Below are 26,450 nucleotides of genomic sequence, written 5' to 3'. Positions count from 1 at the left end.
AACCGGAATCTCATCAGGTACTGACGTGAAGCGTGATATCCACCTCGTTGTTCTCCTGCTGTTGGTCATTGGTTGTTCCCTCGCATCGCTGACGCTATGGAAGGTCATGGCCTCCCGCGAGCAAGCACTCGAAGAAGTCAACATCCACGGCCTGAACCTGGCCCAGGCGCTATCCACTTATTCAGAAGGCATCGTGCGGCAGAGTTCACTGCTGTTGCTCGGCCTCGTCGAGCGCCTGGAAACCGAGGGCAGCGGGCCTGCGCAGATCGAACGCCTGAACCAACTGGTCAGCCGTCAGCAGCCCCTGATGCCACAAATGAGCGGCATCACCATCTACGCCAAGGACGGGAGCTGGCTGATGTCGTCGAACCGCCCGATCCCGCTCAACGCCAACAGCAGTGACCGGGCCTACTTCATCCACCACCGCGACGACCCCTCCCGGGAGCCCTTTATCGGCCTGCCCATCCGCAGCCGTGCCAACCAGGAATGGGTGATCACCATCAGCCGGCGCTTCAACGACGCCCAAGGTGAGTTTGCCGGTGTCGTGGCCGTGACCCTTGGCGTGGAGAACTTCCTGCGCCTGTTCGGCCAGATCGACGTGGGCCATGACGGCGCCATCGGCCTGTCCTACACCGACGGCGCGATGCTGGTGCGTTACCCGTTTCGCGAGCAGGACATGGGGCGCAACTTCTCGAAGTCGCCCATATACGCCAAGTATCTGGTCGACCGGTCAGTGGGCACTGCTTCGTTCACTTCAAGCCTGGACGGCGTCGAGCGCCTGTATGCGTTTCGCAAGAGTGACAAGCTGCCCCTGGTGACGACCGTCGCGCTAGGCAAGCGCGAGGCGCTGGCGGCCTGGCAGTTCGAGGCAATGCTGTCGTTGCTGGTGGTTTCCGGGCTGCTCGCGCTTACCGGCGCCATTGGCGCTCTGCTGATCCGCGCCATGAGCCGCCGCGCTGCGGTTGAAGGTGAACTGAGAGCGACCCAACAGCAGTTGCTTGACAGCAATCAGCAGCTCGAGCGCCAAGCGATGCACGATGCGCTGACCGGGCTGGCAAACCGGCGCTGCTTCGACGAGGTGTTGACCGAGGAGATTCAAAGAGCCCGGCGAAATGGCACAACTCTGTCTTTGCTGATGATCGATATCGATCATTTCAAGCGCTACAACGACACCTACGGGCACCCCGCTGGCGACGCCTGCCTGCAACAGGTGGCTGGCCTGCTCTCGACCTGTATCCGACGCCCTGGCGACCTGCTGGCAAGGTATGGGGGTGAGGAAATGGCGATCATTCTGCCCGATACCAGCAGCGACGGTGCGGCGGCCGTTGCGCGGCTGATTATCGAGCGCCTGGCCCTGGAACCTATCGCTCACCAAGACAGTCCTTTTGGATATGTGACCGCCAGTATCGGCATCGCCAGCGCTGCCGGAACCAGCGCTGAAGGCTGGCTATCGCTGCTTGAACGCGCCGACCAGGCGCTCTATATCGCCAAGGAAGCGGGCCGCAATCGCCTGCATGTCGACTGAGCGAAGCTTGCGTTGACGTGCTCCACTCTTCTGGCTCACCGAGATCGTTCTTTGGATAACTCCCGGTCAAATCAATCGCATCAACGCGCACTCGATTGGCTGAACTTCTTCCTTGCCGACGTGCGCGATGGTCTGGGGCCTTATCTGGCGATCTACCTGCTGGCCGTGCACCACTGGCAACCGGCGAGCATCGGCCTGGTGATGACGCTGGCGGGCATCACTGCGCTGCTTGCGCAGACCCTGGCTGGCGCCCTGATCGACACGACACCGGCCAAGCGAGCGGTCGTGGTGATCGCCGCTTTGCTGGTTACCGGCAGCTGCCTGTTGCTACCACTGATCTCGACATTCGGGCTGGTGGCCGCGACCCAGAGCATCAGTGCACTTGCAGGCTCAGTGTTTGCCCCGGCGATTGCCGCCATTTCCCTTGGCATTACCGGCCCCAAGGCCTTCACACAGCGTGTGGGGCGCAACGAGACCTTCAATCACGCCGGCAACGCCTGCTCAGCGCTGCTGGCCGGAGGCCTGGCTTACCTCTACGGCCCGGTAGTGGTGTTCTACCTGATGGCCATCATGACCGTGGCCAGCATCATCGCGGTCAGTCGCATTCCTGCGGCGGCCATCGATCATGAAGTCGCACGCGGCCTGGTCCATGCGCAATCGGGTGAGGTTCACCCGACAGATCTGCGCCTGCTGCTGCACAACCGCACGCTACTGCTGTTCGCGGTTTGCTGCGCCCTCTTCCACTTGGCCAATGCGGCAATGCTGCCGCTGGTGAGCCAGAAGCTGTCGCAAGTCAACCTGAGCCTGGCGACGCCGCTGACCTCCGCCTGTATCATCGCGGCGCAACTGGTCATGGTGCCCATGGCGTTACTGACCGGCGCCAAGGCCGAGCAATGGGGGCGCAAGCCGTTTCTGCTGGCAGGCTTTCTCATCCTGCCGCTACGCGGCGCGCTCTACGTGGTATCCGACAACCCATTCTGGCTGGTCAGCGTGCAACTGCTCGACGGCATTGGTGCGGGGATCTTCGGTGCGCTATTCCCCATCGTGGTCAAGGACCTGACCGAGGGCACCGGGCGATTCAACGTCAGCCTGGGGGCGCTGACGGCAGTTTTCGGCCTGGGCGCCGCATTGAGCCCAGGCATTGCCGGCCTGGTGGTACAGGAGGCCGGCTACGATGCGGCGTTCCTGACACTGGCCGCCATCGCCGCAGCAGCGTTCCTTCTGGTGCTGATCAGCCTCCCGGAAACCCAACCCCGCTTGAACGACACGCCGACTGGCTTACCCACATCCGCTGGACACTGAACGTACAATGCTTATCTCCAACACCGCACTCACCATCTGGGCCGTGGCCGCCCTGGCCACCTGTGGCGTCATCCTGCGCCCCTGGCGCATCCCTGAATACGTCTGGGCCATGGGTGGCGCACTGCTGCTGACCGGGCTGGGGCTGATTCCGCTGCGCTCCGCCCTGGCGGCCATTGCCGAAGGCGGCGATGTGTACCTGTTCCTGATCGGCATGATGGTGCTGGCCGAGCTGGCACGCCAGGAGGGGTTGTTCGACTGGCTGGCCAGGTACGCGGTACGCCATGCCCGGGGCTCCGGGCAGCGGCTGTTCGACCTGGTGTTCGCAGTGGGCACGCTGGTCACCGTGTTCTTGTCCAACGACGCGACCGCTGTGGTTCTCACACCTGCGGTATACGCGGCCTGCAGGGCGGCCAAGGCAGAACCTCTGCCCTACCTGTTCATTTGCGCCTTCATCGCCAACGCCGCCAGTTTCGTGCTGCCGATCTCCAACCCCGCCAACCTGGTAGTGTTCGGCAGCCAGATGCCGCCGCTGCTGGACTGGCTCAGGCAGTTCACCTTGCCATCGCTGGCAGCCATCGGCCTGACCTACCTGGCACTGCGCATCACCCAGCGCCGGCAAATTCGTCAACCCCTGGCCCTGGACATCGATCCGCAACCGTTGCCCCATGGCGCCCGCCTGTGCGCGATGGGCCTTGTGCTGACCGGCGCACTGCTGCTGACGGCCTCGGCGCTGGACACGCCACTGGGCCTACCCACCTTTTGTGCTGGCGTCGCCACCACCGGGCTGATCCACCTGCGCCAGCGGCGCAGCCCGATGCCTGTGCTCAGGCATGTGGCTTGGGGAGTCTTGCCGCTGGTGGCAGGCTTGTTCGTGCTTGTCGAAGCGGTGGCACAGACCGGGATCATCGAACAACTGGCCCATGCCCTGGCCGCACTGGCTCAGACCTCGCCCACCCAGGCCAGCTGGGTAGCGGGCACGGGCGTCGCCATCGCCAGCAACCTGATGAACAATTTGCCAACCGGGCTGATCGCCGGGGCCATGGGGCACCTCGCCGAGTTGCCAGGCCAAACCACGGCGGCGCTGCTGATTGGCGTGGACCTGGGCCCGAACCTGTCGATTACCGGCTCCCTGGCAACGCTGTTGTGGTTGGTGGCCATCCGCCGGGAGGGCGAGCATGTCAGTGCATGGCGCTTCCTGCGCCTTGGCTTGCTGGTGATGCCGCCCGCGCTGGCGGCAGCGCTGTGGGTACTGGCACTCTCGGCGTGATCAGGTTGCAGGGTCGTCGAATGGACCTGGCAGGCTACTCGGGCCAGGTCTAGCACCCTTGCACTTCTCGGGCGCGCCCCTGCCCCACTGAAAGCCGGAGGGAGTGGGACTATCGCACTCTGGCTTTGAACCTGGCCTGTGAATGCCCGGCTACTCGCGTTCTTCGCTGATTTGCGCTGAAACGAAAAAAGGCCCCGAAGGGCCTTTTTTCACGACATGCAGACTTCAAGCGAAATCTGCAGGTCTTTATTTGGAGCGGGAAACGAGACTCGAACTCGCGACCCCGACCTTGGCAAGGTCGTGCTCTACCAACTGAGCTATTCCCGCGTCGTGATGGGTGCCATTCTAGCGATATCTGAAACGGCGTCAACCCCTTGATTCAAAAAAGTTTTATTTTTGTTCGGAGCCTTCGCGCAGGTGCGGCCAGGCGGCCAGCAGGTAGTGCACCATCGACCACAAGGTCAGGGCCGCCGCCACCAGCAACAGGCCGTAGCCTAGCACCACCCAAAAGCTCACCACCGGCGGGTTGGCCAGCAGGATCACCAGCGCCAGCATCTGTGCCGCCGTTTTCCACTTGCCAAGGCTGGATACCGCCACGTGGGCCCGTGCACCCAGCTCGGCCATCCACTCGCGCAACGCCGACACGACGATTTCGCGGCCGATGATCACCGCCGCCGGCAGGGTCAGCCAGAAGTTGGCGTGCACCTGCACCAGCAGCACCAGGGCCACCGCCACCATCAGCTTGTCGGCCACCGGGTCGAGGAAGGCGCCGAACGGGGTGCTCTGCTGCAGGCGACGCGCCAGGTAGCCATCCAGCCAGTCGGTGGCGGCGGCGATGGCGAACACCGTGCTGGCGGCCATGTAGCTCCAGTGATAGGGCACATAGAACAGCAGGATGAAGATCGGGATGAGCAGGACGCGTAGAACGGTGAGCAGGTTTGGAATATTCATCGGTACGACTGGCTGCGGGTTGAGCCCGGCATTCTACTCGCTATGCAGGCTGGCATAAATCGACTCGGCAAGCTTTTTACTGATGCCGGGGGCTTTGGCGATCTCATCGATGCTGGCGCGGTTGAGCTCCTGCAGGCCGCCGAAGTGCTTGAGCAGGTCGCGGCGGCGCTTGGGTCCTACCCCGGCGACGTCTTCCAGGCTTGAGGTACGGCGGGCCTTGCCGCGCCGGGCACGGTGGCCGGTGATGGCAAACCGGTGGGCTTCGTCGCGGATCTGCTGAATCAGGTGCAGCGCCGGGTTGTCGCCCTTGAGGGTGAACTCGTGGGCCACGTCGTTGAGGTACAGGGTCTCGAAGCCGGCCTTGCGGGTCACGCCCTTGGCCACGCCAAGCAGGGTCAGGTCGGTGAAGGCCAGCTCCTGCATCACTTCGCGGGCCATGTTCAGCTGGCCCTTGCCACCGTCGACCAGCAGCACGTCGGGCAGCTTGCCCTCGCCGTCCTTGATCCGCCCATAACGGCGGGTCAGGGCCTGGTGCATGGCGGCATAGTCGTCGCCGGCAGTGACACCTTCGATGTTGAAGCGCCGGTAATCCGACTTGATCGGCCCCTCCGGGCCGAACACCACGCAGCTGGCTACCGTGGCTTCGCCGCTGGAGTGGCTGATGTCATAGCACTCCAGGCGCTGTGGCACTTCATCCAGGCCGAGCACTTCGGCCAGCGCCTCGAAGCGCGCAGCCATGTGCTGGCGGTTGGCCAGGCGGGCATTGAGGGCCTGCTCGGCATTGGTCACCGCCAGTTGCTGCCAGCGCGCGCGGGTGCCGCGTACGCGGTGGCTGATGGTCAGCTCGCGACCGCGCAGGCTCTGCACGGCTTCGGTGATGGCCTCGAAGTCCTCATGCACCACGTTGACGATCAGCTCGCCGGGCAGTTCGCGCTCGGCATTGCCCAGGTAGTACTGCGACAGGAATGCGGCCATGACTTCGGCCACCTCCTCCTCGATGCCCACCTGCGGGAAGAAGTTCTTGCTGCCCAGCACCCGCCCGCCACGCACGCTGATCAGGTGCACGCAGGCACCGCCCGGGTTGACGAAGGCGGCCACCACATCGACGTCGCCGGAGCCACCTTCGATGTACTGCTGGTCCTGCACCCGGCGCAACAGGGCTATCTGGTCGCGCAGTTCGGCAGCCTTCTCGAAATTGAGGGCCATGGCGGCCTTTTCCATGGCCTCGTTGAGCTCATTGCCCAACTGCTGGCTGCGCCCTTCGAGGAACATCACCGAATGGCGCACGTCCTCGGCATACTCCTCGGCCGTGACCAGCCGGGTGCACGGGCCTTTGCAGCGCTTGATCTGGTACTGCAGGCAGGGGCGGGTACGGTTGGCGAAGTAACTGTCTTCGCACTGGCGCACGGAAAAAGCCTTCTGCAGCAGACTGAGGCTCTCGCGAATGGCGCCAGCACTGGGGTATGGCCCGAAATAACGCCCCTTGGCCTTCTTCGCCCCACGGTGAATCCCCAGGCGGGGGAATTCGCCATCCGACAGGAACACGTACGGATAGGATTTATCGTCGCGCAACAGAATGTTGTACGGCGGACGCCACTGCTTGATCAGGTTCTGTTCGAGCAGCAGTGCCTCGGTCTCGTTGGCGGTGATGGTGGTTTCGACCTGGGCGATGCGCCCCACCAGCGCGGCGGTTTTCGGCGCCAGGCCGGTCTTGCGGAAATAGCTGGCCAGGCGCTTCTTGAGGTTCTTGGCCTTGCCGACGTAAAGCAGCCGCGCCTCGGCGTCGAACATCCGGTATACACCCGGGCGACCGCTGCAGGTCGCCAGGAACGCGCTGGCATCAAAGGCTTCTGACATGAGGGTTTACAGGCTTGCGTCAACCATACCGTGGCGAACGGCCAGCAAGGTCAGTTCGACGTCGCTGGTGACCGAGAGTTTTTCGAAGATCCGATAACGGTAAGTATTGACGGTCTTGGGCGACAGGCACAACTTGTCGGAGATGATCTGCACTTTCTGGCAGCCGACGATCATCAGGGCAATCTGGATTTCCCGCTCCGACAGCGCGTCGAACGGCGAACCCTGGGGCTGGAACGACTTCAGCGCCAGCTGCTGGGCAATCTGCGGGCTGATATAGCGTTGCCCGGCAAATGCCAGGCGAATGGCCTGGACCATTTCGTCCAAGCCTGCGCCCTTGGTCAGGTAACCGGCGGCACCGGCCTGCATCAGGCGGGTGGGGAACGGGTCTTCTTCACACACGGTAACAGCCACCACCTTGATGTCGGGGTGGCTGCGCAGCAGTTTGCGGGTGGCTTCCAGGCCGCCGATCCCAGGCATCTTCACGTCCATCAGCACGACGTCAGGCTTCAGTTCCCGGGCGAGCTTCAGCGCCGATTCGCCCGAATCCGCCTCACCCACCACCTGCAGGCCATCGATATCGGCGAGCATGCGAGTAATACCGGTTCGAACCAGATCGTGATCGTCGACCACTAGGACCCTAATCAAGCAGACACCTCGTCAACAGGGCGATTGGATCCCGCCACCTTAACAAAATTTTTCATGGCGGACCTAGCGTAAAACTTCCTTCAGATACGCCGGACGCTCAGGACGCGGCAGCCGCGCCAACTCACCGCCACTGCCCTCACCCACCAGGCGCCCCAGCAGATGCCACAACGCCGCCTTGTCGGCTGCCGGCAAACGCCGAAACGCGCCCAGCAGACCGGTTTCATCCGCCGTCAGGCTTTCCAGCGGTGCCGGCGTGCGCTCACCACTGAGCACGTACAGCGCATCCACGCCCCGGTTCGCCAGCGCCGCCAGGTAATCCGCCCGTGGGGTGCGCTCGCCACTTTCGTACTTGCCCTGGGCATTGGGCTCGACGCCGCCGATGTCACCAAATACCCGCTGGGTCATGCCCAGCCGTTCACGCTCTTCCCGCAGACGTGGACCGAGTCCTTTCATATGACGTTTCTCCTTGTTCCTTTGCCGTCATGGGTGCTGCTCACAATCCTGTAAGCAGTTGCAGACTGTGTGGTCACTATGCCCATCACCGGCCAGCGTCGCAAGCCAGTATTGCGCCACTAGCGCACCCGGCGGGGCCCCGATTTATTGGGGTTTTATAGGCTCCCGCAGTGCAATCCAAGCCACAAAAAACACAGGAAAATTGGCAGAACGCCATGCCATTGGCGCCACTTTATCGCCACCGACAGGATAATCATTTTTTTGACGCCCAACTAACAGCAACTTTAACTTATTGATTTATAAGGGTTTTTAAACTTTAACAGAGAAAATATAAGTTATTTTCAAACAAGCGAATATCAACGCTTGCAATAAAAATAAGAACAACATTAGGCTGTAAAAAGACCACTAAGAAACAGCCTGAAACGCCACTTCCGAGCGCGGCTTAATTCTGCGCGTCTGCCATTTCGACAACTTCATGAACGATGTATCTCGGCCGGCTTTGCCGTGCCCCAGGGAGAGGGACCTATGAACATCAGTATCTTTGGACTTGGCTATGTTGGCGCGGTCTGCGCGGGCTGCCTGTCGGCCCGCGGCCATCACGTGCTGGGGGTGGACATTTCCCCGGCGAAAATCGAACTGATCAACCAGGGCAAGTCGCCGATTGTCGAGCCGGGCCTGGAACAGTTGCTGCAGGACGGCATCAGCAAGGGCCGGCTGAGCGGCACCACCGACGTGCAAGCGGCGATCCTCGCCACCGACCTGTCGCTGCTGTGCGTCGGCACCCCCAGCAAGAAGAACGGCGACCTGGACCTGGTGTACATGGAAGCGGTCTGCCGGGAAATCGGCACCGCCCTGCGCGACAAGGGCAGCCGCCACACCGTGGTGGTGCGCAGCACCGTGCTGCCAGGCACGGTGAAGAATGTGGTGATCCCGATTCTCGAAGACTGCTCGGGCAAGAAGGCCGGCGTCGACTTCGGCGTGGCAGTGAACCCGGAGTTCCTGCGCGAGAGCACGGCGATCCAGGACTACGACTTCCCGGCCATGACCGTGATCGGCGAGCTGGACAAAGCGTCGGGCGACCTGCTCGAGTCGCTGTACAAGGAGCTCGACGCACCGGTGATCCGCAGGACCATCGAAATTGCCGAGATGATCAAGTACACCTGCAACGTCTGGCACGCGACCAAGGTCACCTTCGCCAACGAGATCGGCAACATTGCCAAGGCTGCCGGTGTCGATGGCCGCGAAGTCATGGATGTGGTCTGCCAGGACCACAAGCTCAACCTGTCGCGCTACTACCTGCGCCCGGGCTTCGCCTTTGGCGGCTCGTGCCTGCCCAAGGACGTGCGGGCCCTCACCTACCGCGCCGCCAGCCTGGATGTGAAGGCGCCGCTGCTCGACTCGCTGATGGCCAGCAACGCCTCGCAGGTGCAGAACGCCTTCGACCTCATCGAGCGCCAGGACAAACGCAAGATCGCCCTGCTCGGCCTGGCCTTCAAGGCCGGCACCGACGACCTGCGGGAAAGCCCGCTGGTGGAACTGGCCGAGCGCCTCATCGGCAAGGGTTACCAGCTGCACATATTCGACGAGAACGTCGAATACGCCCGCGTGCACGGGGCCAACAAGGACTACATCGAAGCCAGGATCCCGCATGTTTCGTCGCTGCTGCACAGCGACCTGCAGCAGGTGATCGATGACGCCGAAGTGATCGTCCTGGGCAACAACGACCCGCGCTTCGCCAGCGCCCTGCAAGCCGACCACGGCAAGCAGGTGATCGACCTGGTCGGCTTCATGCCCGGCCTGAGCGATAGCCGCAGCCAAGGCATCTGCTGGTAACCGACCCGGCAGCCACCGCGCACCACCCACCGCAGGCTGACGCCTGGGTGGCGTGGCGCGCGGGCACCGCAAAAAACAGGAGTCAAGCCGACATGGATCGACAGCAACCGCCCTTCGTGGCACCCGGCTACCTGCGCGCAGGCGCCAGCTTCTTCGGCTGGGCGTGCCTGGCCGGGCTGATCGCGCTGGCGTCGGAGATGGTCGCACCGCAGTACCTGGACCCGAACCACCACCTGTTCATCTTCATCATCGGCACACTGGGCATGTGGCGCTATGGCAACGCCATCGTCCACTACCTGCGCGGCATGTACTTCCTGCACTGGAAGTTCCCACGCCTGCGTCGGCAGGTCGAACGCCTGGGCGATGCAGCACTGCCCTCGCACATGTTCATGGTGGTCACCAGCTTCCGCATCCCCACCATGACCACGTTCAAGGTCTACCAGTCGGTATTCCAGGAAGTGCAACGGCTGAAGGTGCCGTGCACGGTGATCGCCTCGATCGTGGAGAAAGGCGACGAGACCTTCATCAAGGACATCATGCGCAACGAGGTCAAGGACCGCGACGACATCAAGCTGGTGATCGTCCGCGCCCGAGGCACGGGCAAGCGCGACGGCCTGGCCCATGCCTTTCGCGCGCTGTCGCGGCAGATGCCGCTGAGTGACGCGGTGGTCGGCGTGGTCGACGGCGACACCATGATGCTGCCCGGCTGCGTCGAGCGTGCGGTCAAGCTGTTTGCCGTGCTGCCGGACGTGGGCGGCCTGACCACCAACGAATTCTGCGAAGTCGAAGGCAGCCGCTGGATGCGCCAGTGGCACTCGATGCGCTTCGTCCAGCGCCACATCAACATGTGCTCGATGGCCCTGTCGCACCGGGTGCTGACCCTGACCGGGCGGCTGTCGTTCTTCCGCGCCGAAGTGATGACCGACCCCGATTTCATCCGCGACGTCGAAGCCGACTTCCTCGAACACTGGCGCCTGGGCCGCTTCCAGTTCCTCACCGGTGACGACAAGTCGAGCTGGCTGAGCCTGATGCGCGCTGGCTGGAATACCTTCTATGTGCCCGACAGCCACACCCTGACCGTCGAGCACCCGCCCAGCGACAGCTTCTGGATCGCCACCCGCCAGCTGATGTTCCGCTGGTACGGCAACTCGCTGCGGCAGAACTTCCGCGCCACCGCCCTGCTCGGCCGCGCCCGGCTGGGGTTGTTCACCCTGTACGTGCTGCTCGACCAGCGCGTGTCGATGTGGACCTGCCTGATGGGCCTGACTGCCTCGGTGGTGGCCGGCCTGGTGTTCGGTATCCAGTACCTGCTGGTGTACCTGTTCTGGGTGCTAATCTCGCGCAGCCTGGTGACCGTGCTGTTCGTCTTCGCCGGCCACCCGGTCAGCCCGATGTACCCCTTCGTTCTTTATTACAACCAGATCGTCGGTTCGCTGATGAAGGTCTACGCGATGTTCCACATGGACCAGCAAAGCTGGACGCGGCAGAAGACCACCCTGGCCACTGGCAGCGTCGACTTCGACGCCAGCCTCAACCGCTGGTCCTCGAAGGCGATGCTGTGCTCGTCGATCGCGATCTTCTTCGGGGTCATCACCGTTCTCTTAGAACTCTCGCAACGTTAAGGAAAGGCGCCTGCATATGAGTACCACGAACATTCCCGCGGCCCCGGGCAAGACAGCGGCCAACATCGTCCATGAGGCGGTCGACGAGCGCCAGTACGTGCGCACCCGGATGAACGCACGGGTACGCCTGGCCAGTGCCGGCCAGGCGCCGTTCGAAGTGGCCCTGCAGGACATTTCCCTGGGTGGCCTGGGCCTGATCCATGACGCGCCGCTGAAAGTCGGCACGCTGTACGACGCCTCGATCCGCCTGCGCCTGAACCAGGTCGACCTGAACATCGACAGCAAGATCCGCATCGTCTCCCAGCGCGGCAACGAAGTGGGCGCACAGTTCGTCGAGCTCGATGCACAGAAGCGCGACATCCTGCGCTACCTGATCAGCGCCTACATGTCCGGCGAGATCGCCGACATCAACGGCCTGTTCAATGTCATGCAGCGCGAGAACTACATAAAGGAGCGCAAGCACAAGTACGCCAGCGCCCGCACCCCAGGCGCCCGCCTCAAGGCCTTGACCGGCACCTTGCTGTACACCGCCGCCGGCATCGCCGCGCTGGCCTTCGTCGGCTACAAGGGCTACCTGCTGTTCTTCCGCATCCCGGCGCTGCAGGCCCAGGTGGCGACCAACGCCCAGGTCATCAGCATGCCCGACAACGGCTATGTGAAGTACCTGCTGCCCGCCGGCGCCACCGAAGTGCAGGCTGGCCAGCCGCTGGCCAGCATCTCCACGCAGCTGGCCACCAGCTTCACCAGCCCGGCCGACATGAAGGCGGTCGCCGACCTGTCGCCGGGCGACCTGCAGGCCCTGCTCGGCCGCGCCACCATCGAGACGGTGATCAACAGCCCGTGCGACTGCCAGGTCTACTACCCGAGCCAGCGCCTGGATGGCTATGGCTACAAGGAAGCCCCGCTGATGCACCTGCTGCCCAAGGACCAGGGCCTGTTCGTGCGCGCCAACGTGCCGTTCGACAAGCTCGCCGATGTCGACCGGGTGAAGTCGGTGGACATGCAGGTGTTCGGCCTCGACCAGCACTACAGCGGCAAGGTGGTCGACGCGCGCGTGGATGAGCTCAATCGCAACCTGGCACTGACCATCCAGCCCGACAGCCCGCTACCGGCCGCGGCCTACCAGAAAGCGGTGGCGGTCGACCTGTTCCTGGGCCTGCCATTCGGCGCAGCGCGCTAAGCGCGCCGAGGACGATGACGCCATGACCGCGAACATGCCCCCCCGCCTGCTGCTGGCCGGCCTGGTGCTGGCCTGCGCCAGCACGGCCAGTGCCGGGCAGAGCCTGGAACAGATCCGCTATGCGCTGTACAAGGACCCGTCGGCCGAGGTCACCAGCGACCTGCGCGAGCTGGCTGCCCGTGGCGACCTGGCCAGCACCCTGCTGCTTGGCGATGTGCTGGCCGGGCGCGAAGGCGCCAGCCGCGCGGAAGTGGTGGCGCTGTACCAGAAGGCCTTTGCCGACGGCCATGGCCTGGTCCCGGCACTGGCATCGCTGGCCCGCCTGATCGACCGCACGCCGAGCCTGCGCGAGGCGCAACGGCCGTGGATGGCACAGGCTCTGACGCGCTACCCGGCCAACCTCGACCCGCGTAACACCAGCACCACACTGGAAGTGTTCCTGACCTACCCGGAGCTGGTCGACACCGCCCAGCTGCTGGCCCTTTACGAGCAGGCTTGCCTGCTCAACTGCCGCCCCGAGCTGTACCACGCCGTGCTCGCCGAGCGCCAGGGCGACCGCGCCGGCGCCGAGCGCTGGTATCGCCAGGCGGTGCGCGTGGACGTGCGCGCCCTGGACCGCTACTACGCCTTCCTCGGCGAGCAGCAGGACCGCCTGTTCCCGCCCTTCGCCGACCAGCTTGAGCCTGAGCGTGAGCAGTTGCCGGTGGAGATCATCCACCGCGTCGCCGCGCTGCTCGACAGCATCACCAGCGTGCAGCGCGCCGAACTGGACGCCGACCGCTACGAACGCCAGGCCAGCGCACCGGGCGCCGACAAGCTGCCGCCAACGCCCGCGCAACTGGCCCGCGAAAAAGCCCAGGACCAGGCGCTGAACCTGGCTACCGCCCGCGTCCAGCGCTGGCGCGATGTGGCCGTAGCCCGCGGCTTCGTGCCGGCCATGGTGTCCAAGGCCAACTACATGATCTCCAACCCGACCGAGCACAACGCCGAGGAAACCCAGGCGCTGATCGACCAGGTACGCGAGCGCGAGCCAACCCGGGCCAAGGCCTTGCAGGCGCAGTTCTACATGGTCAACAACTGGCTGACCCTCGACCCGGACAAGGCCCGCGCACTGATCGAGGAGCTGGGTGCCAGCGGCTACCCCGGCGCCGGCCTGCTGCTGGCCGAGTACTACAGCAAGGGCGTCGAGGACCAGCCCGACCAGGAAAAGGCCCTGGCGCTGTTCCAGGCCGAAGCCGACAAGGGCAACACCGCCGCCTGGTACCGCATGGCCACCCTGCACGCCTACGGTCGTGCCCTGTGCCACGACCCGGTCAAGGCCTACACCTATGCCCGCGTCGCCCTCGACCTGGGTGAACGCAGTGCGCGCAGCCTGATCAAGCGCCTGGAAAAGACACTGCCAAAGGATGACATCGAGCGTGCCCTGGCCGCTCGCAACGGGCTGTTCAAGGAGGCCACCCTGTGAAAGCGCACCACCCCCTGTTCGGCGCCCTGCTGGCCCTGGCGCCCTTGCCGGCGGCCTTCGCCGCGGAAGAAATCACCGGCCCCGAGGCTGACAGCAACGAACCGGTACGCGTCGCCGCCGTGGATGGCAGCGAGCCAGTGATCACCTCGGAAGTGTTCAACAAGCTCACCGTGCAGACCGGCTACGGCCCTGAGGACTCCCAGGTCGGCAGCGACCGCGAGATGTTCTACAGCCTGCGCTACGAACCGTCGTTCGCCTGGTACTCGCCGGAAAAGCGCTGGGCCAAGTGGATGGTCTACGGCCGCCTGTGGCTGAACTACGACTCCAGCCAGTCGAGCAACCTGACCAACGAAGCCAGCAACAGCAACCAACGCGAACAGCCCGAAGGCTGGTATGCCGAGCTGCGCGAGCTGTACGTCAAGCGCAACCTGATCGGCGACGACCCGCGCTTCTCCGCCTCGTTCGGCCGCCAGCGCTTCTATGACGACTACGGCATCTGGTGGGACGACAGCCTCGAGTCGCTGCGTTTCAACTACCAGGACACCTTCAGCGAGGCGTTCTTCGCCGTCGGCCAGAAGTTCCACAACTACAACACCGACGTCAACCGCCTGGCCGACAGCGAGGAGCGCACCACCTACCTGATGGGCCAGTACGCCTACCGCTGGAGCCCGAACAACCAGGTCGGTGTGCGCCTGATGCACGAGAACGACCACAGCGGCCACGACGCCGACGACCGCTACGACTTCAAGGGCATGCGCTACGGGCTGTTCTTCAAGGGTGACAACCTCGCCTACCCGGTGCTCAGCGACTACCACCTGGAACTGGCGGCGCTGGATGGCAAGATGGACAACACCGACGGCAACGGCATCACCACCACCGGCCACAGCAGCAAGGGCTGGGCGGTGCTGGGTGAAGTCGGCAAGCGCTTCGACAGCCTGGCGTGGACCCCGCGCCTGGCGCTGCGTGGCGGCCTGACCGACAAGCCCGGCGACGAGAACGATGGCTTCCGCCTGAACGCCATCCAGTCCGACCGCATCACCCGCACCGGCTCCTACAGCACCCGCCTGACCAGTTCGTTCGTCGCCCTCGACCTGCGCAACCTGAGCTACTACGGCTTTGCCGTGGAGACCCGCCCCACCCCGCGCAGCGCGCTGGACCTGCGGGTGACCCAGCTGGACCTGCGCGATGCCGACGGCACCCTGCCGATCCGCATGAATGGCGACCAGCGTTCGCAGCGCAACCGTGCCATCAACCAGGGCAGCAACGGCAACGGGCGCAATGTCGGGCAGATGATCGACCTCAACTACTACTGGAAGATGTTTCCGGTGGCTATCGATGGCAAGCACCTGGACGTCAACGCGCTGGTCAGCGCCAGTTACCTCAATGCCGGCAGTGCATTGGCAACAGGCGATGACTACCAGCTGAGCGTCGGCGTGGTGATCAGTTACTAAGGACGGGCCGTGCCATGATCTTCGCCTCCAATGTGTTCCTGTTCCTCTACCTGCCGCTGTTCCTGGCCGTGTACTTCCTGGCCAAGGCGCAGTGGCGCTCCACGGTGATCGTGGCCGCCAGCTACATCTTCTATGCCTGGTGGCGGCCAGACTTCCTGCTGCTGTTCGTCGGCATCACCTACTGGAACTACTGGTTCGGCCTGCGGATCAAGGCACGCCTGGATGCCGGCGACAAACCCATGGCCCTGCGCCTGCTGTGGATCGGCGTGGCCGGCAACCTGTCGACCCTGGGCTACTTCAAGTACGCCAACTTCGGCGCCGAGGTGCTGGCCATGCTGCTGGCGCCACTGGGCATCAATACCTGGACGCTGGAGAACATCTTCCTGCCGCTGGGCATTTCGTTCTACGTGTTCCATGCCCTGAGCTACATCGTCGACATCTACCGCAAGGACGCCACGCCGACGCGCAACTTCATCGACTTCGCCGCCTTTGTCGCGCTGTTCCCGCACCTGGTGGCCGGGCCGATCCTGCGCTACAGCCAGCTGGCGCCGCAGCTGCGCGAACGCACCCACTCGCTGGAGCTGTTCTCGCTGGGTGTGTGCCGCTTCATGCTCGGTTTCATCATGAAGGTGCTGATCGCCGACCGCCTGGCGCCGATCAACCAGCTGTTCGTCAGTGAAGGCACGTTGCAGTTCAGCGATGCCTGGTTCGGCCTGGTGATCTCGACCCTGCAGCTGTACTTCGACTTCGCCGGCTACAGCCACATGGCCCTGGGCCTGGCGCTGATGATGGGCTTCCGCTTCCCGGAGAATTTCAACCAGCCCTATGTGGCACAGAGCATCACCGAGTTCTGGGCACGCTGGCACATGACCTTGGCGCATTTCCTGCGCGACTACGTGTACATGCCCCTGGTGCGCAAGCGCGTGGCCGGCGCCCTGCCGGCGCTGGTCTGGACCATGCTGCTGTCAGGCCTGTGGCACGGCGCAAGCTTCGCCTTCATCTGCTGGGGGCTGTTCTTCGGGGTCGGCATGGTCATCGAACGCAAGTTCAACCTGGCGACCAAGGTCGGTGCGCCCTACCGCCTGAGCCGCAACCTGCGCACGGGCCTGCTGATCGTGCTGAGCATGCCGCTGTTCTTCACCATGGACCTGCGCCACAGCATCGACATCTACCAGGCGCTGTTCGGCTTCAACGGTTTCGGCTCGCTGGAGCTGTACGTGCTCGGCGCCTCGAAGATGGCCATGGCCTTTGCCCTGGTGGCGCTGGCCTGGCTGGTACTGGCCGGGATCAACAACCTGCGCTTCTACGCCGGCAACAAGGAAGGCTATTTCATGCGCCATGTCAGCGCGCTGAACAGCGTGCTGCTGTGGGGCGGCTTCCTGCTGGCGCTGAGCAGCCTGGCGGCAAACTCGTTTTCACCCTTCCTGTATTTCCAGTTCTAGGAGAGTGCCATGTACCCGGTGATGAATTCGGCCAGCAAGGCCAATGGCATTCTGTTCGTGGTGGTGCTGGCGGCGATGTTCGTCTATTCGCTGCCACCGGTATTCAGTTTTGCCCGCACGTCGACCGATACCTGGAACCTGTTCGTCGACGGCAAGCTGCTGCGCAAGTTCGAGCAGGCCTACGACAAGCGCTTCTTCCTGCGTGAGCCGTCGGTGCAACTGTGGGCCGACGCCCAGTTCCACCTGTTCGGCGAGGGCACCAAGGGCGTGGTGCTGGGCAAGGACGGCTGGCTCTACACCAACCAGGAATACCGCGTTCCAAATGACCTCGACGCCAACCTGACGAGCCAGCTGGAGCAGATCGCCAAAGTGCGTGCGCAGTTGGCCGAGCGTGGCAAGCAGCTGGTGATCCTGCCACTGCCGATGAAACTGGATGTGTACGCAGCGCACGCCGCGCACGCGTTCGACCCGCGAGTGACCAGCCTCTATGACCGTTTTGTCGGCGCGCTGCAAGACCGCCAGCTGGATGTGGTGCCGCTGCGCCAGGCGTTTCTGGCCAACCTCGACGGCCCGCAGCTGTTCCTCAAGTCCGACACCCACTGGAGCCCGGAAGGCGCACGGCTGTCGGCCTACGAGCTGGCGCGCCAGCGCCCGCAACTGCTGGGTGACCAGGTGTACGTGTCACACAAGGCCGGTGAGAAGAGCGTCAAGGGCGACCTGATGAACTACATCCAGTTCGACCATTCACGCCTGGCGCCGCAGTTCGGCCCCAATCCGATCACCCTGTACGAAACCCTCAAGGCCGAGCAAGGCGCCGACGACCTGTTCGCCGAGCAAGACCAGAGCCTGCTGCTGGTCGGCACCAGTTACAGCAAGATCGACGACTGGAACTTCATCGGCTTCCTCAAGGAGGCGCTCAACCGCGACCTGCTGAGCATCGCCGTGGAAGCCCGCGGCCCGTTCGAGGCGATGAACCAGTTCCTAGCCAGCGACCAGCTGGCCAACCCACAGATCAACACCGTGGTCTGGGAGTTCCCCCTGCGCACCCTGCTCGCCCACCGCCCCGGCTCACTCAGCCGCAGCGCTGCGCCCCAGCATTTCTGACGATTCAAGGAGAGCCTGATGAAACTCACCCCACTGTTCACCGCCATCGCCCTCGCCGCTGCCAGCCATGCGGCCTTGGCCGCCGAAGGCAACGCCGACCTGTACGATGCCGTGGCGCCGGCCAACTCGGCATTCGTCCGCGTGCTGAACCTGTCCGACAGCAACATCGACGTCAGCCTCAGCGGCAAGATCAACCCACAGCGGGTCGCCGCCGGCCAGCTCAGCGGCTACCGCTTCACCCCTGCTGGCCCGCACAAGATCGCCGTCGGCGGCAAGTCGATCGAGCCGCAGCTCAAGGCCAATGCCGCCAGCACCGTGGTCTACGACGGCAAGCAGTTGAAGCTGATCAGCGACAAGTATGTCAACGAGCCAAAGAAGGCGCAGATCGCCTTCTACAACCTGACCGCCAACCAGGCCGCACTGAAGACCTCCGATGGCAAGCACGAGGTGATCCAAGCGCTTGGCAACGGTGAAACCGGCACGCGCATGGTCAACGAGATCAAGATCGACTTCGCCGCCTACCAGCAGGACACCAAGGTCGCCAGCTTCGACGAGCAGTTTCTCAAGAAGGGCCGCTCGTACAGCTACGTGCTGCTGCCCGGCAACCGCAGCATGACCCTGGCCAACAGCATCGACCCGACCGAGTGATGATTGCCCTGCAAGGATGAATGGCACATGAAGACCCTTGTACCTTTTGGCCTGAGCGCTGCCCTGGCCTTGCTCAGCCTGCCGGGCCAGGCCGCCCAGCCCGCCCAGCCTGCCCAGCCTGCCCAGCCTGCCCAAGTGGGCGGGCCGGGTTGCGAGAACCTGCAGTGCATGGTTTGCCCGGCCTTGAGCGACCCGCAACGCTATGCCGAAGGGCGCATGAAACTGATGCGCGAGATCGTGCCTGGCAAGGACCGCTGGTTGTTCCGCTCGGCGGTCGACCTGACCAACGACTTCGGCATCCCCGCGCCGATGCGCCCAGAGTTCGCCCGCCTGATGCAGGCGTTCGAGCGCCAGGGCATTCATGTGGCCATGGCGATCCAGCCGACTCGCGGGCTGATGCACCGCGACAAGCTGTTCGCCGACCAGTTGCATGGCTTCGACTATGCCCGCGCCAGCAACAACCTCGCCGCCTACCTCGGCCAGTTGCGCCAGGCCGGCGCGCTGGTGGCGCCGATGATGCAGCTAGTGCAGCAGCCGCCGAAGGGCGAGTACTTCTTCCGCCGCGACCACCACTGGACGCCTTCCGGCGCCGAGGCCACCGCCAGGCTGATGGCCGAGGAAATCCGCCGCCAACCGTTCTATGCCGGGCTGACCAAGAAGGAATACCGCACCGAACCGGGCGTGATGGTGCCCAAGGACGGCACCCTGAACCTGGCGATGAGCAGCATCTGCGGCAACAACTACGGTTTCCAGTACGTACGCGGCTACCAGACCATTCCGCTGGCGTCAGGCGCCGACGCCCTGTTCGACGAGGCGCCGGACCCACAGGTGATCCTGGTCGGCGACAGTAACGCCGCAGCCCGTGAAGACGAGAGCAAACAGTTCAATTTCGACGGCTACCTGAAACAGTACCTGAACGTCGACATCCTCAACTACGCCTTGCCCGGGGTGGGTGAAGAGGGTTCGTTGCTGGAATACCTGCTGTCCAGCGACTACAAAGCCAAGGCGCCGCCCAAGCTGATCGTCTGGGAGCTGCCGGCCAACTACCGGCTCGACTCGCCGTTGATGTACCGCCAGCTGGTGCCGGCGGTACAGGGTGGCTGTGCGGCAAACAAGGAGGTGCTCGGCGCGAAGCTGCAACGGCCGGCGTTGAAGGTGGGCGAGCGCATCGAGCTGCTGAGCAATGCCGGCAGTGGCCGCCAGGCGCTGTCGAAGGGGTTTCTCGACATCCGCCTGAGCGACAAGAACGTCAAGGACTTCTACATCATCGTCTATTACGACAACGGTGCGCGGGACAAGGTGTGGTTCCGCCGCGAGGCGGCGGTGACGGGTGGGCAGTATTACCTGGAGCTGAGCAAGGCACCGGAATTTGCCGGGGCCAACCTGCTGTCGGTGTTCATGGAGCCGACCAAGGCCGGGACTGCGGCGACCGATGTGGAGACCAGGCTATGCATGTGATACCGCTGATTGGGGCCGCTTTGCGGCCCTTCGCGGGCATGCCCGCTGCCACAGAGTTCCCCACAGCTGACGCGGTCGGTGTGGGAGCGGGCTTGCCCGCGAAGGGCCGCAGAGCGGCGCCAATCCTGCTCACCCTGTTCCTGTTGAGCTCCCAATCTCAGGCAGCGCAATCCATCTGGCCCCCCCACAGCACTCCACAGTCAGCCATGATCGCCGACTACCGCACCCTGGTCTGCAGCAAGGAACCGCCAGCGCCCTACACCGGCAGCCTGCACCTGGAAAGCAAGTACGACCAGCGCGACGCCAGCAAGTCGACCCTGCGCAGCAGCCCCGATGCCGACAGCGAACGCATCGGCAAGCAGGTCAAAGCGTTCGTTGGCGGCCTGATCTACGCCAGCAAACGCTTCCAGGGCGCCAAGAAACCCCAGCAGGCCAACATGGCCCTGGCCTGCCAGGACCAGTGGCTGCAACACTGGGCCGAAGCCGGCGCCCTGCTCAACCCGGATGCCAGCGGCACCGGCATGGCCGCGCGCAAATGGGCGCTGGCGGCCATGGCCGGTGCCGTGCTGCTGACCCAGTCGGCCAGTGACGGCAAGCTGCAGTTGAGCGAGGCACAGCGCCGCTGGTTCACCCGCCTGGGCGAGCTGGTGATCCAGGAATACGACCCACGCCGCAGCACCAGCGGTGTGTACTTCAACAACCACGACTACTGGGCGGCCTGGGCCGTGGCCGCCACCGGCATGCTGGTCGGCCGCGACGACTTCATCCAGTGGGCCGACGGCAACCTGCGCCGTGGCCTGGCCCAGGCCGTGCGCGCCAACAATGGCAACTATGCCTACCTGCCGCTGGAAGTGGCGCGCAGCAAGCTGGCGGCCAACTACAGCCAGTACGCCCTGGTGCCGCTGGTGCTGCTGGCCGAGTCGGCGCGCGCCAACGGCCTGCCGTGGAGCCGCGAAGACCAGCAGACCCTCGACCTGCTGGCCAACTTCGCCGCCCGCACGGTGCTCGCCCCAGGCGACCTGCCCGAACTCAAGGGCCAGTCCCAGGCGGATGTGGCACCGTACAAGATGGCCTGGCTGATCCCGTTCCTGCAGCGCAACCCCGGACATGCCCTGGCCCGCCAGCTGTACGACAGCGAAGACGGCGAGGTGGACAACTACAGCCAGCTCGGCGGCCCGATCAAAGCGTTCTACCCCCCACTGCCCGGATCAAGGAGCTGACCCATGGCTGCCCTCGCCCGCTTTTCCCTCACCTGCCTGGCCGCCCTGTGCCTGGCAGGCACCGCCCAGGCAGCCAGCCAAACGCTGCCAGTCAACCAGACCGTGGACACCCTGCCCCGGGAGCAACGCCAGCTGCAGGCCGACCAGTTGCGCCTGAAGGTGCGCCAGGCCGTGGCGTTCCAGCAAGCCGAACGGCAACGCCCGGCCGGGCGCGCCAGCGTCAGCCTGCAACCAATGTTCTCGTCCCAGGCCGGCAGCTGGCCGTTCGAGCCGTTCGTCAACAACGGCCTGTTCCGCGCCATCGCCGGTTACCAGGCCCACCACCCGCAGGTGGTGATGCTGCGCGACGGCAGCATCACCCTGGCGCAGTTGCACGACGCGCTGAACGACCCACGCATCCTCAAGCGCTACAAGGATGGCTACCTGCTCAGCTACCCGTTGATGATCGGCAGCGACGCCGGGTTGCTGCTCGAAGGCACCAGCCTGTACCTGTCGAGCCTCTCCGGCACGGCGCTGATCAACCAGGGCTGGCTCGGGCTGAACCAGTCCAGCCTGCAGAGCATGGCCGGCGACCGACCGGGCAGCACCGACCGTGCCTGGCGGCCGTTCGTGGTGGCCTGGGCCGGCAGCCACACCCAGGTGATCGGCTCGACGCTCAAGCGCCTGGGCTACAACGCCAACCTGTCCCGGGGCCTGACCACGGCGTTGAGCACCCAGCAGGCGGCCAGCACGCGCCCGGCTACGGTGATCATCCGCGACAGCCAGTTCAGCGAGATGTCCAGCGCGGTGGAGCTGCAGCACAGTCAGGCGACCATCACCGGCAGCCAGTTCGAGCAGTCGCAGCAATACGCCATCGATGTGCAGAACAGCCAGGTCAAACTGCTGGGCAACCAGCTGCGCGGCATCGACAACAACAGCGGCGTGCGCCTGCGTGGCCAGACCCGCGCCCTGGTCGAAGGCAACCTGATCCTTGGCGCAACCAAGGCCGCCATCGAAGTCAGCGAGCAACAGGGCGCGGTGCTGCTGGCCGGCAACCGCATCGGTGACAGCCGCGGCAATGGCATCCAGCTGCGCAGCCTGGCACCCACACCGGCGGCGCCGCTGGTGATCGACGACAACTTGCTGGCCAGCAGCCAGGGTAGCGCGGTGGATGCCAGCGAGGTGGGCGCCGTGGCGCTGCTCGACAACCGTATCGGCAACACAGCGGAATATGCCATCAGCCTGCGCAATGCCACGCCACTGGCCGGGCCGCTGGTGCTCAGCGGCAACCGCCTGGGCCAGGTCGGCAAGGCACTGGTGCGGGTGGAGGGTGTGCGGGATGTGCTGCTGGGGGGCAACAGCTTCGATGGCAAGCCGTTGTTGCAGAACCTGTTGATCGGCGACTTGCTGCCATTGCAGGGGCAGTTGCTGGAAGCCACTGTGCGCCAGGGTGAGACTGTGAGGGTGAGGCAGCAATGATCCACCATCTGCTGTGACTGCACCGGCCTCTTCGCGGGTAAACCCGCTCCCACAGATTTACCACTGACTTGAATGCTGTGATGTTCCTGTGGGAGCGGGTTTACCCGCGAGAGGCCGGCACAGGTCAACCGATAGCCCGTTGCATCCTCACAAAGCAGTCATCCTCCCCCATCTCGACAAACCCATGGCGCCGGTACAGCTGCCGCGCCGGGTTGCTCTTGAACACCATCAACCTCAACAGCGGCAGGCGCCGCTGCGCCGCCCATTCGGCCAGGGTCTCCAGCACCTGGCTGCCCACCCCTCGCCCACGCTGCTCCGGCACCAGGTGCAACTCGCGAATGAACAATGCCTGCCGGTCCTGGCTGAGGCTGCAGAAACCCAGCACGACCTCACCTTCCATCACCAGCCACTGCTCGCGCCAGCCCCAGGCCTGGTCGAATGCTTCTTCGATCCATAACAGGTCGAACTCGCGGTAATAGGGCAGCATCGCCCGCCGCGTCAGGTCGCGGGCAAAGGTGCACCAGGCGTCGCTCGCGGCGACCAGCTCAACGGGCATAGCACACCGGCGAGCTGCCCGGGCCGCGCCGCTCCAGTTCGTCTTCCAGCCAGGCCGCCAGCACTTGGGCGTTGTTGTGCTCGGTGTCCTTGCCGGCGTACAGCAGGGTCAGGTTGCCGTTGGCCGCAAGGTCCAGCAGCGGGTACCAGTGTTCAGGGTGCGCCGCCAGTTCTTGCTGATAGCGTTGGGTGAACCCGGCGAAATCCACCTCGCCCTGGTGCAACGCCTTGCGCAAACCGGTGGATGGCGCCACGTCGCGAAACCACTCGCCCTGCAGTTGCTCCTTGCGTTTGTTGCGCGGCCACAGGCGGTCGACCAGCACACGCTGGCCATCCTCCTTCTCTGGCGCGTCGTAGACGCGCTTGCAGCGAATCATGGGGTTCTCCTGCCTTTACCGTCTGTCTTGAGCCTAGGTAATTCATTGACCGAGGTCACGTCCAGCCGAGGAATTGTTTCTATGCTCAGAGCCACCCTCGCCGACGCCGACCGGAGCCCCCATGGCAACCCCGTCCCTGGCCAGCCAGCTGCCACTGGCCCATAGCGATTCTCGCCCGCAACTTGCGCACAGACCCGGGCGCGCCACCCTCGTGCTGTTCTTCGGCCTGCTGCTGGCCGGTATCGCCTATACCGCCTGGAGCCTCAAGCAGGACGTGACCGCCAGCGGCACGGTGATCACCACCGTTACGCCCTTTCTGCTACTGGGCCTGGCACTGCTGATCGCCCTGGGCTTCGAGTTCGTCAACGGCTTCCATGACACCGCCAACGCGGTGGCCACGGTGATCTACACCCACTCGCTGCCGGCACCGGTGGCAGTGGTCTGGTCCGGGTTGTGCAACTTCCTGGGCGTGCTGCTTTCCAGCGGCGCGGTGGCGTTCGGCATCATCGCCCTGCTACCGGTGGAGCTGATTCTACAAGTCGGCTCCTCCGCAGGCTTCGCCATGGTCTTCGCCTTGCTGCTGGCGGCGATCATCTGGAACCTTGGCACCTGGTGGCTGGGCCTGCCTGCGTCCTCTTCGCACACACTGATCGGCTCGATCATCGGCGTGGGCGTGGCCAACGCACTGATGCACGGGCGCGACGGTACCAGCGGCGTCGACTGGGCCCAGGCCAGCAAGGTCGGCTATGCCCTGCTGTTCTCGCCGCTGATCGGCTTTGCCTGTGCTGCCTTGTTGCTGCTGGCCCTGCGCGCGCTGGTCAAGCGCAAGGAACTGTACCAGGCGCCGAAGGAGCGCACGCCACCACCGTGGTGGATCCGCGGCATCCTGATCCTGACCTGCACCGGCGTGTCGTTCGCCCACGGCTCCAACGACGGGCAGAAAGGCATGGGCCTGATCATGCTGATCCTGGTCGGCACCCTGCCGATGGCCTACGCCCTGAACAAGACCATGCCCAGCGAGCAGGCGCTGCAGTTTTCCGCCGTCGCCGAAGTGACCCGCCAGGTCCTGGTGCGCACCGCCCCCGGGCCGGCCCCCGCCGACCCGCGTCAGGCGCTGACCGCGTTCATCGCCGAGCCCAAGGCCAGCGCGCAGCTGGTACCAGCACTCGCCGCGCTCACCGGCATGATCGGTGACCAGGTCAAAGGCTATGGTTCGCTGCAGCGCGTGCCGGCCGAAGCCATGGCCAACGTGCGCAACGACATGTACCTGACCAGCGAAGCCATCCGCCTGATCGAGAAGAAACAGCTGGTGGCATTCGACGCCGATACCCGTAGCCACGTGCAGCTGTTCAAGACCCAGCTGGACGATGCCACCCGCTACATTCCGCTCTGGGTCAAGGTGGCCGTGGCCATCGCATTGGGCCTGGGTACCATGGTCGGCTGGAGGCGTATCGTGGTGACGGTGGGCGAGAAGATCGGCAAGACCCACCTGAGCTATGCCCAAGGGGCTTCGGCGGAAGTGGTTGCCATGTGCACCATTGGTGCGGCGGACATGTTCGGACTGCCGGTATCGACAACACACGTGCTGAGTTCGGGGGTGGCCGGGACCATGGTTGCCAACGGCTCGGGCATTCAGCAGCGCACGCTGATCAACCTGCTGATGGCCTGGGTGCTGACCTTGCCAGCGGCGATGCTGTTGGCCGGTAGCCTGTACTGGCTGCTCAATCAGATCATCTGAACCAACACCGAACAGCTTCCAGGTGTACGCGGTCACGTGTGGGAGCCGCGCTTGCCGGCGATGGGCCGCGAAGCGGCCCCACGATTTCAAGGTTCTCGCATGAATCGCCGGGGCCGCTTCGCGGCCCATCGCCGGCAAGCGCTGCTCCCACAGTGTCCTCAGCTGTTTATCAGGAAGGGATTTTCAGACCACGCTGCACGGCGGGCCGCTCAAGGAACTTGGCCAGCACCCGCTGCACTTCCTTGAATTGGTCAAAGCCCACCAGCTCGCGCGCGTTGTAGCGTTCCACCAGGTTGCGCACCCAGGGGAAGATGGCGATGTCGGCGATGCTGTATTCATCGACCATCCACTCACGCCCTTGCAGGTGCCGGTCCAATACCCCCAGCAGGCGCTTGGACTCGTTGACGTAACGGTCGCGCGGGCGCTTGTCTTCATACTCTTTGCCAGCAAAGAAATGGAAGAAACCGACCTGGCCGAACATCGGCCCGATACCGCCCATCTGGAACATCAGCCACTGCAGCGTCTGATAACGCTGGGCCGGATCCTGGCTCAGCAGCTGCCCGGTCTTTTCCGCCAGGTACTGCAATATCGCTCCCGACTCGAACAACGGCAGCGGCTGGCCGCCCGGGCCGTTGGGGTCGAGGATCGCCGGGATCTTGTTGTTGGCACTGAGCGAGATGAACTCGCGGCTCAGCTGGTCATCGTTGTCGAAACTGACCTTGTGCGGCTCATAGGGCAGGCCGATTTCCTCCAGCATGATCGATACCTTGACGCCGTTGGGCGTGGGCAGCGAATACAGCTGCAGGCGCTCGGGGTGCTGCGCCGGCCATTTGCGGGTGATGGGGAATGCGCTCAGATCGGTCATGCTCGGTCCCTGCAATCGTGGAGACGATTACTTT

At 64.3% G+C, this 26,450-nt stretch carries 22 protein-coding genes and 1 tRNA gene; 15 read left to right on the top strand and 8 right to left on the bottom strand.

The window, feature by feature from the left end; translation table 11 throughout:
• Window positions 1-25 precede the first annotated feature (25 nt).
• Genes OCX61_RS08900 through OCX61_RS08890 form a run of 3 tightly spaced genes read left to right on the top strand, consistent with a single transcriptional unit; the run spans window position 26 to window position 4,094 of the window.
• Entirely contained in the window at window positions 26-1,525 is a 1,500-nt protein-coding gene (locus OCX61_RS08900; RefSeq protein ID WP_261943453.1) for a sensor domain-containing diguanylate cyclase, read from the top strand.
• A gap of 51 nt (window positions 1,526-1,576) precedes the next feature.
• Window positions 1,577-2,827, top strand: coding sequence for an MFS transporter (locus OCX61_RS08895; RefSeq protein WP_261943452.1), 1,251 nt, complete (start codon window positions 1,577-1,579; stop codon window positions 2,825-2,827).
• Window positions 2,828-2,834: 7 nt separating this feature from the next.
• Complete coding sequence (locus OCX61_RS08890) at window positions 2,835-4,094, top strand: arsenic transporter (protein ID WP_261943451.1); 1,260 nt, start codon at window positions 2,835-2,837, stop codon at window positions 4,092-4,094.
• A 251-nt stretch (window positions 4,095-4,345) separates the two neighbouring features.
• Here OCX61_RS08890 and OCX61_RS08885 read toward each other — a convergent pair.
• The 5 genes from OCX61_RS08885 to OCX61_RS08865 all read right to left on the bottom strand — a co-directional run bounded on the left by OCX61_RS08885 (window position 4,346) and on the right by OCX61_RS08865 (window position 8,000).
• Window positions 4,346-4,421 (bottom strand) — tRNA-Gly (locus tag OCX61_RS08885).
• Between the two features lie 63 nt (window positions 4,422-4,484).
• Window positions 4,485-5,045: a CDP-diacylglycerol--glycerol-3-phosphate 3-phosphatidyltransferase gene (gene pgsA, locus OCX61_RS08880; protein ID WP_027920568.1), complete on the bottom strand. Its 561-nt coding sequence runs from the start codon at window positions 5,043-5,045 to the stop codon at window positions 4,485-4,487.
• Window positions 5,046-5,078: 33 nt separating this feature from the next.
• Window positions 5,079-6,902, bottom strand: coding sequence for an excinuclease ABC subunit UvrC (gene uvrC, locus OCX61_RS08875; protein WP_261943450.1), 1,824 nt, complete (start codon window positions 6,900-6,902; stop codon window positions 5,079-5,081).
• A gap of 6 nt (window positions 6,903-6,908) precedes the next feature.
• Complete coding sequence (gacA, locus tag OCX61_RS08870; protein WP_027920570.1) at window positions 6,909-7,547, bottom strand: response regulator transcription factor GacA; 639 nt, start codon at window positions 7,545-7,547, stop codon at window positions 6,909-6,911.
• 63 nt (window positions 7,548-7,610) lie between these two features.
• A complete protein-coding gene (locus OCX61_RS08865) occupies window positions 7,611-8,000 on the bottom strand; it encodes a helix-turn-helix domain-containing protein (protein ID WP_261943449.1) in 390 nt (129 codons plus the stop codon).
• Window positions 8,001-8,525: 525 nt separating this feature from the next.
• Between OCX61_RS08865 and OCX61_RS08860 the strand changes: the two genes are divergently transcribed.
• The 11 genes from OCX61_RS08860 to OCX61_RS08810 all read left to right on the top strand — a co-directional run bounded on the left by OCX61_RS08860 (window position 8,526) and on the right by OCX61_RS08810 (window position 22,881).
• Window positions 8,526-9,833, top strand: a complete 1,308-nt coding sequence (locus tag OCX61_RS08860) for a nucleotide sugar dehydrogenase (RefSeq protein WP_261943448.1) — start codon at window positions 8,526-8,528, stop codon at window positions 9,831-9,833.
• Between the two features lie 92 nt (window positions 9,834-9,925).
• Entirely contained in the window at window positions 9,926-11,455 is a 1,530-nt protein-coding gene (locus OCX61_RS08855; protein ID WP_261943447.1) for a glycosyltransferase, read from the top strand.
• A gap of 16 nt (window positions 11,456-11,471) precedes the next feature.
• Complete coding sequence (locus tag OCX61_RS08850) at window positions 11,472-12,635, top strand: PilZ domain-containing protein (protein ID WP_261943446.1); 1,164 nt, start codon at window positions 11,472-11,474, stop codon at window positions 12,633-12,635.
• A 34-nt stretch (window positions 12,636-12,669) separates the two neighbouring features.
• Window positions 12,670-14,100 (top strand): tetratricopeptide repeat protein, encoded by a 1,431-nt coding sequence (locus OCX61_RS08845; RefSeq protein ID WP_261943445.1) that lies wholly within the window; start codon window positions 12,670-12,672, stop codon window positions 14,098-14,100.
• Window positions 14,097-15,551, top strand: coding sequence for an alginate export family protein (locus OCX61_RS08840; protein ID WP_261943444.1), 1,455 nt, complete (start codon window positions 14,097-14,099; stop codon window positions 15,549-15,551). The genes OCX61_RS08845 and OCX61_RS08840 overlap by 4 nt, the downstream gene beginning before the upstream one ends.
• 14 nt (window positions 15,552-15,565) lie before the next feature.
• On the top strand, window positions 15,566-16,993 hold the full coding sequence (locus OCX61_RS08835; protein WP_261943443.1) for an MBOAT family O-acyltransferase: 1,428 nt from the start codon (window positions 15,566-15,568) through the stop codon (window positions 16,991-16,993).
• Between the two features lie 9 nt (window positions 16,994-17,002).
• On the top strand, window positions 17,003-18,097 hold the full coding sequence (locus OCX61_RS08830; protein ID WP_261943442.1) for an alginate O-acetyltransferase: 1,095 nt from the start codon (window positions 17,003-17,005) through the stop codon (window positions 18,095-18,097).
• An 18-nt stretch (window positions 18,098-18,115) separates the two neighbouring features.
• Window positions 18,116-18,745 carry an alginate O-acetyltransferase AlgF gene (locus OCX61_RS08825; protein ID WP_261943441.1) on the top strand — a complete coding sequence of 210 codons (630 nt, stop codon included), beginning with the start codon at window positions 18,116-18,118 and terminating at the stop codon, window positions 18,743-18,745.
• Between the two features lie 27 nt (window positions 18,746-18,772).
• The gene (locus OCX61_RS08820; RefSeq protein ID WP_261943440.1) at window positions 18,773-20,203 is read left to right on the top strand and encodes an alginate O-acetyltransferase AlgX-related protein; all 1,431 of its coding nucleotides are present in this window, start codon (window positions 18,773-18,775) and stop codon (window positions 20,201-20,203) included.
• Between the two features lie 80 nt (window positions 20,204-20,283).
• Window positions 20,284-21,423, top strand: a complete 1,140-nt coding sequence (locus OCX61_RS08815; protein WP_343596777.1) for a polysaccharide lyase — start codon at window positions 20,284-20,286, stop codon at window positions 21,421-21,423.
• 3 nt (window positions 21,424-21,426) lie between these two features.
• Window positions 21,427-22,881 carry a right-handed parallel beta-helix repeat-containing protein gene (locus OCX61_RS08810; protein ID WP_261943438.1) on the top strand — a complete coding sequence of 485 codons (1,455 nt, stop codon included), beginning with the start codon at window positions 21,427-21,429 and terminating at the stop codon, window positions 22,879-22,881.
• Window positions 22,882-23,005: 124 nt separating this feature from the next.
• Here the strand turns inward: OCX61_RS08810 and OCX61_RS08805 are convergent, their stop codons facing one another.
• Complete coding sequence (locus OCX61_RS08805) at window positions 23,006-23,437, bottom strand: GNAT family N-acetyltransferase (RefSeq protein WP_261943437.1); 432 nt, start codon at window positions 23,435-23,437, stop codon at window positions 23,006-23,008.
• The gene (locus OCX61_RS08800; RefSeq protein WP_261943436.1) at window positions 23,427-23,813 is read right to left on the bottom strand and encodes a DUF488 domain-containing protein; all 387 of its coding nucleotides are present in this window, start codon (window positions 23,811-23,813) and stop codon (window positions 23,427-23,429) included. The genes OCX61_RS08805 and OCX61_RS08800 overlap by 11 nt, the downstream gene beginning before the upstream one ends.
• A 121-nt stretch (window positions 23,814-23,934) precedes the next feature.
• Here OCX61_RS08800 and OCX61_RS08795 point away from each other — a divergent pair, with 121 nt between their 5' ends.
• Window positions 23,935-25,551 carry an inorganic phosphate transporter gene (locus OCX61_RS08795; RefSeq protein ID WP_261943435.1) on the top strand — a complete coding sequence of 539 codons (1,617 nt, stop codon included), beginning with the start codon at window positions 23,935-23,937 and terminating at the stop codon, window positions 25,549-25,551.
• Window positions 25,552-25,720: 169 nt separating this feature from the next.
• Here OCX61_RS08795 and OCX61_RS08790 read toward each other — a convergent pair whose 3' ends face one another.
• Window positions 25,721-26,416 (bottom strand): glutathione S-transferase N-terminal domain-containing protein, encoded by a 696-nt coding sequence (locus OCX61_RS08790; protein WP_261943434.1) that lies wholly within the window; start codon window positions 26,414-26,416, stop codon window positions 25,721-25,723.
• Window positions 26,417-26,450 lie beyond the last annotated feature (34 nt).

The organism is Pseudomonas sp. LRP2-20, from assembly GCF_024349685.1.
Lineage (GTDB): Bacteria > Pseudomonadota > Gammaproteobacteria > Pseudomonadales > Pseudomonadaceae > Aquipseudomonas.
The sequence above is the reverse complement of the archived record's forward strand: the minus strand, read 5'-3'. Positions and strand labels throughout refer to the sequence as shown.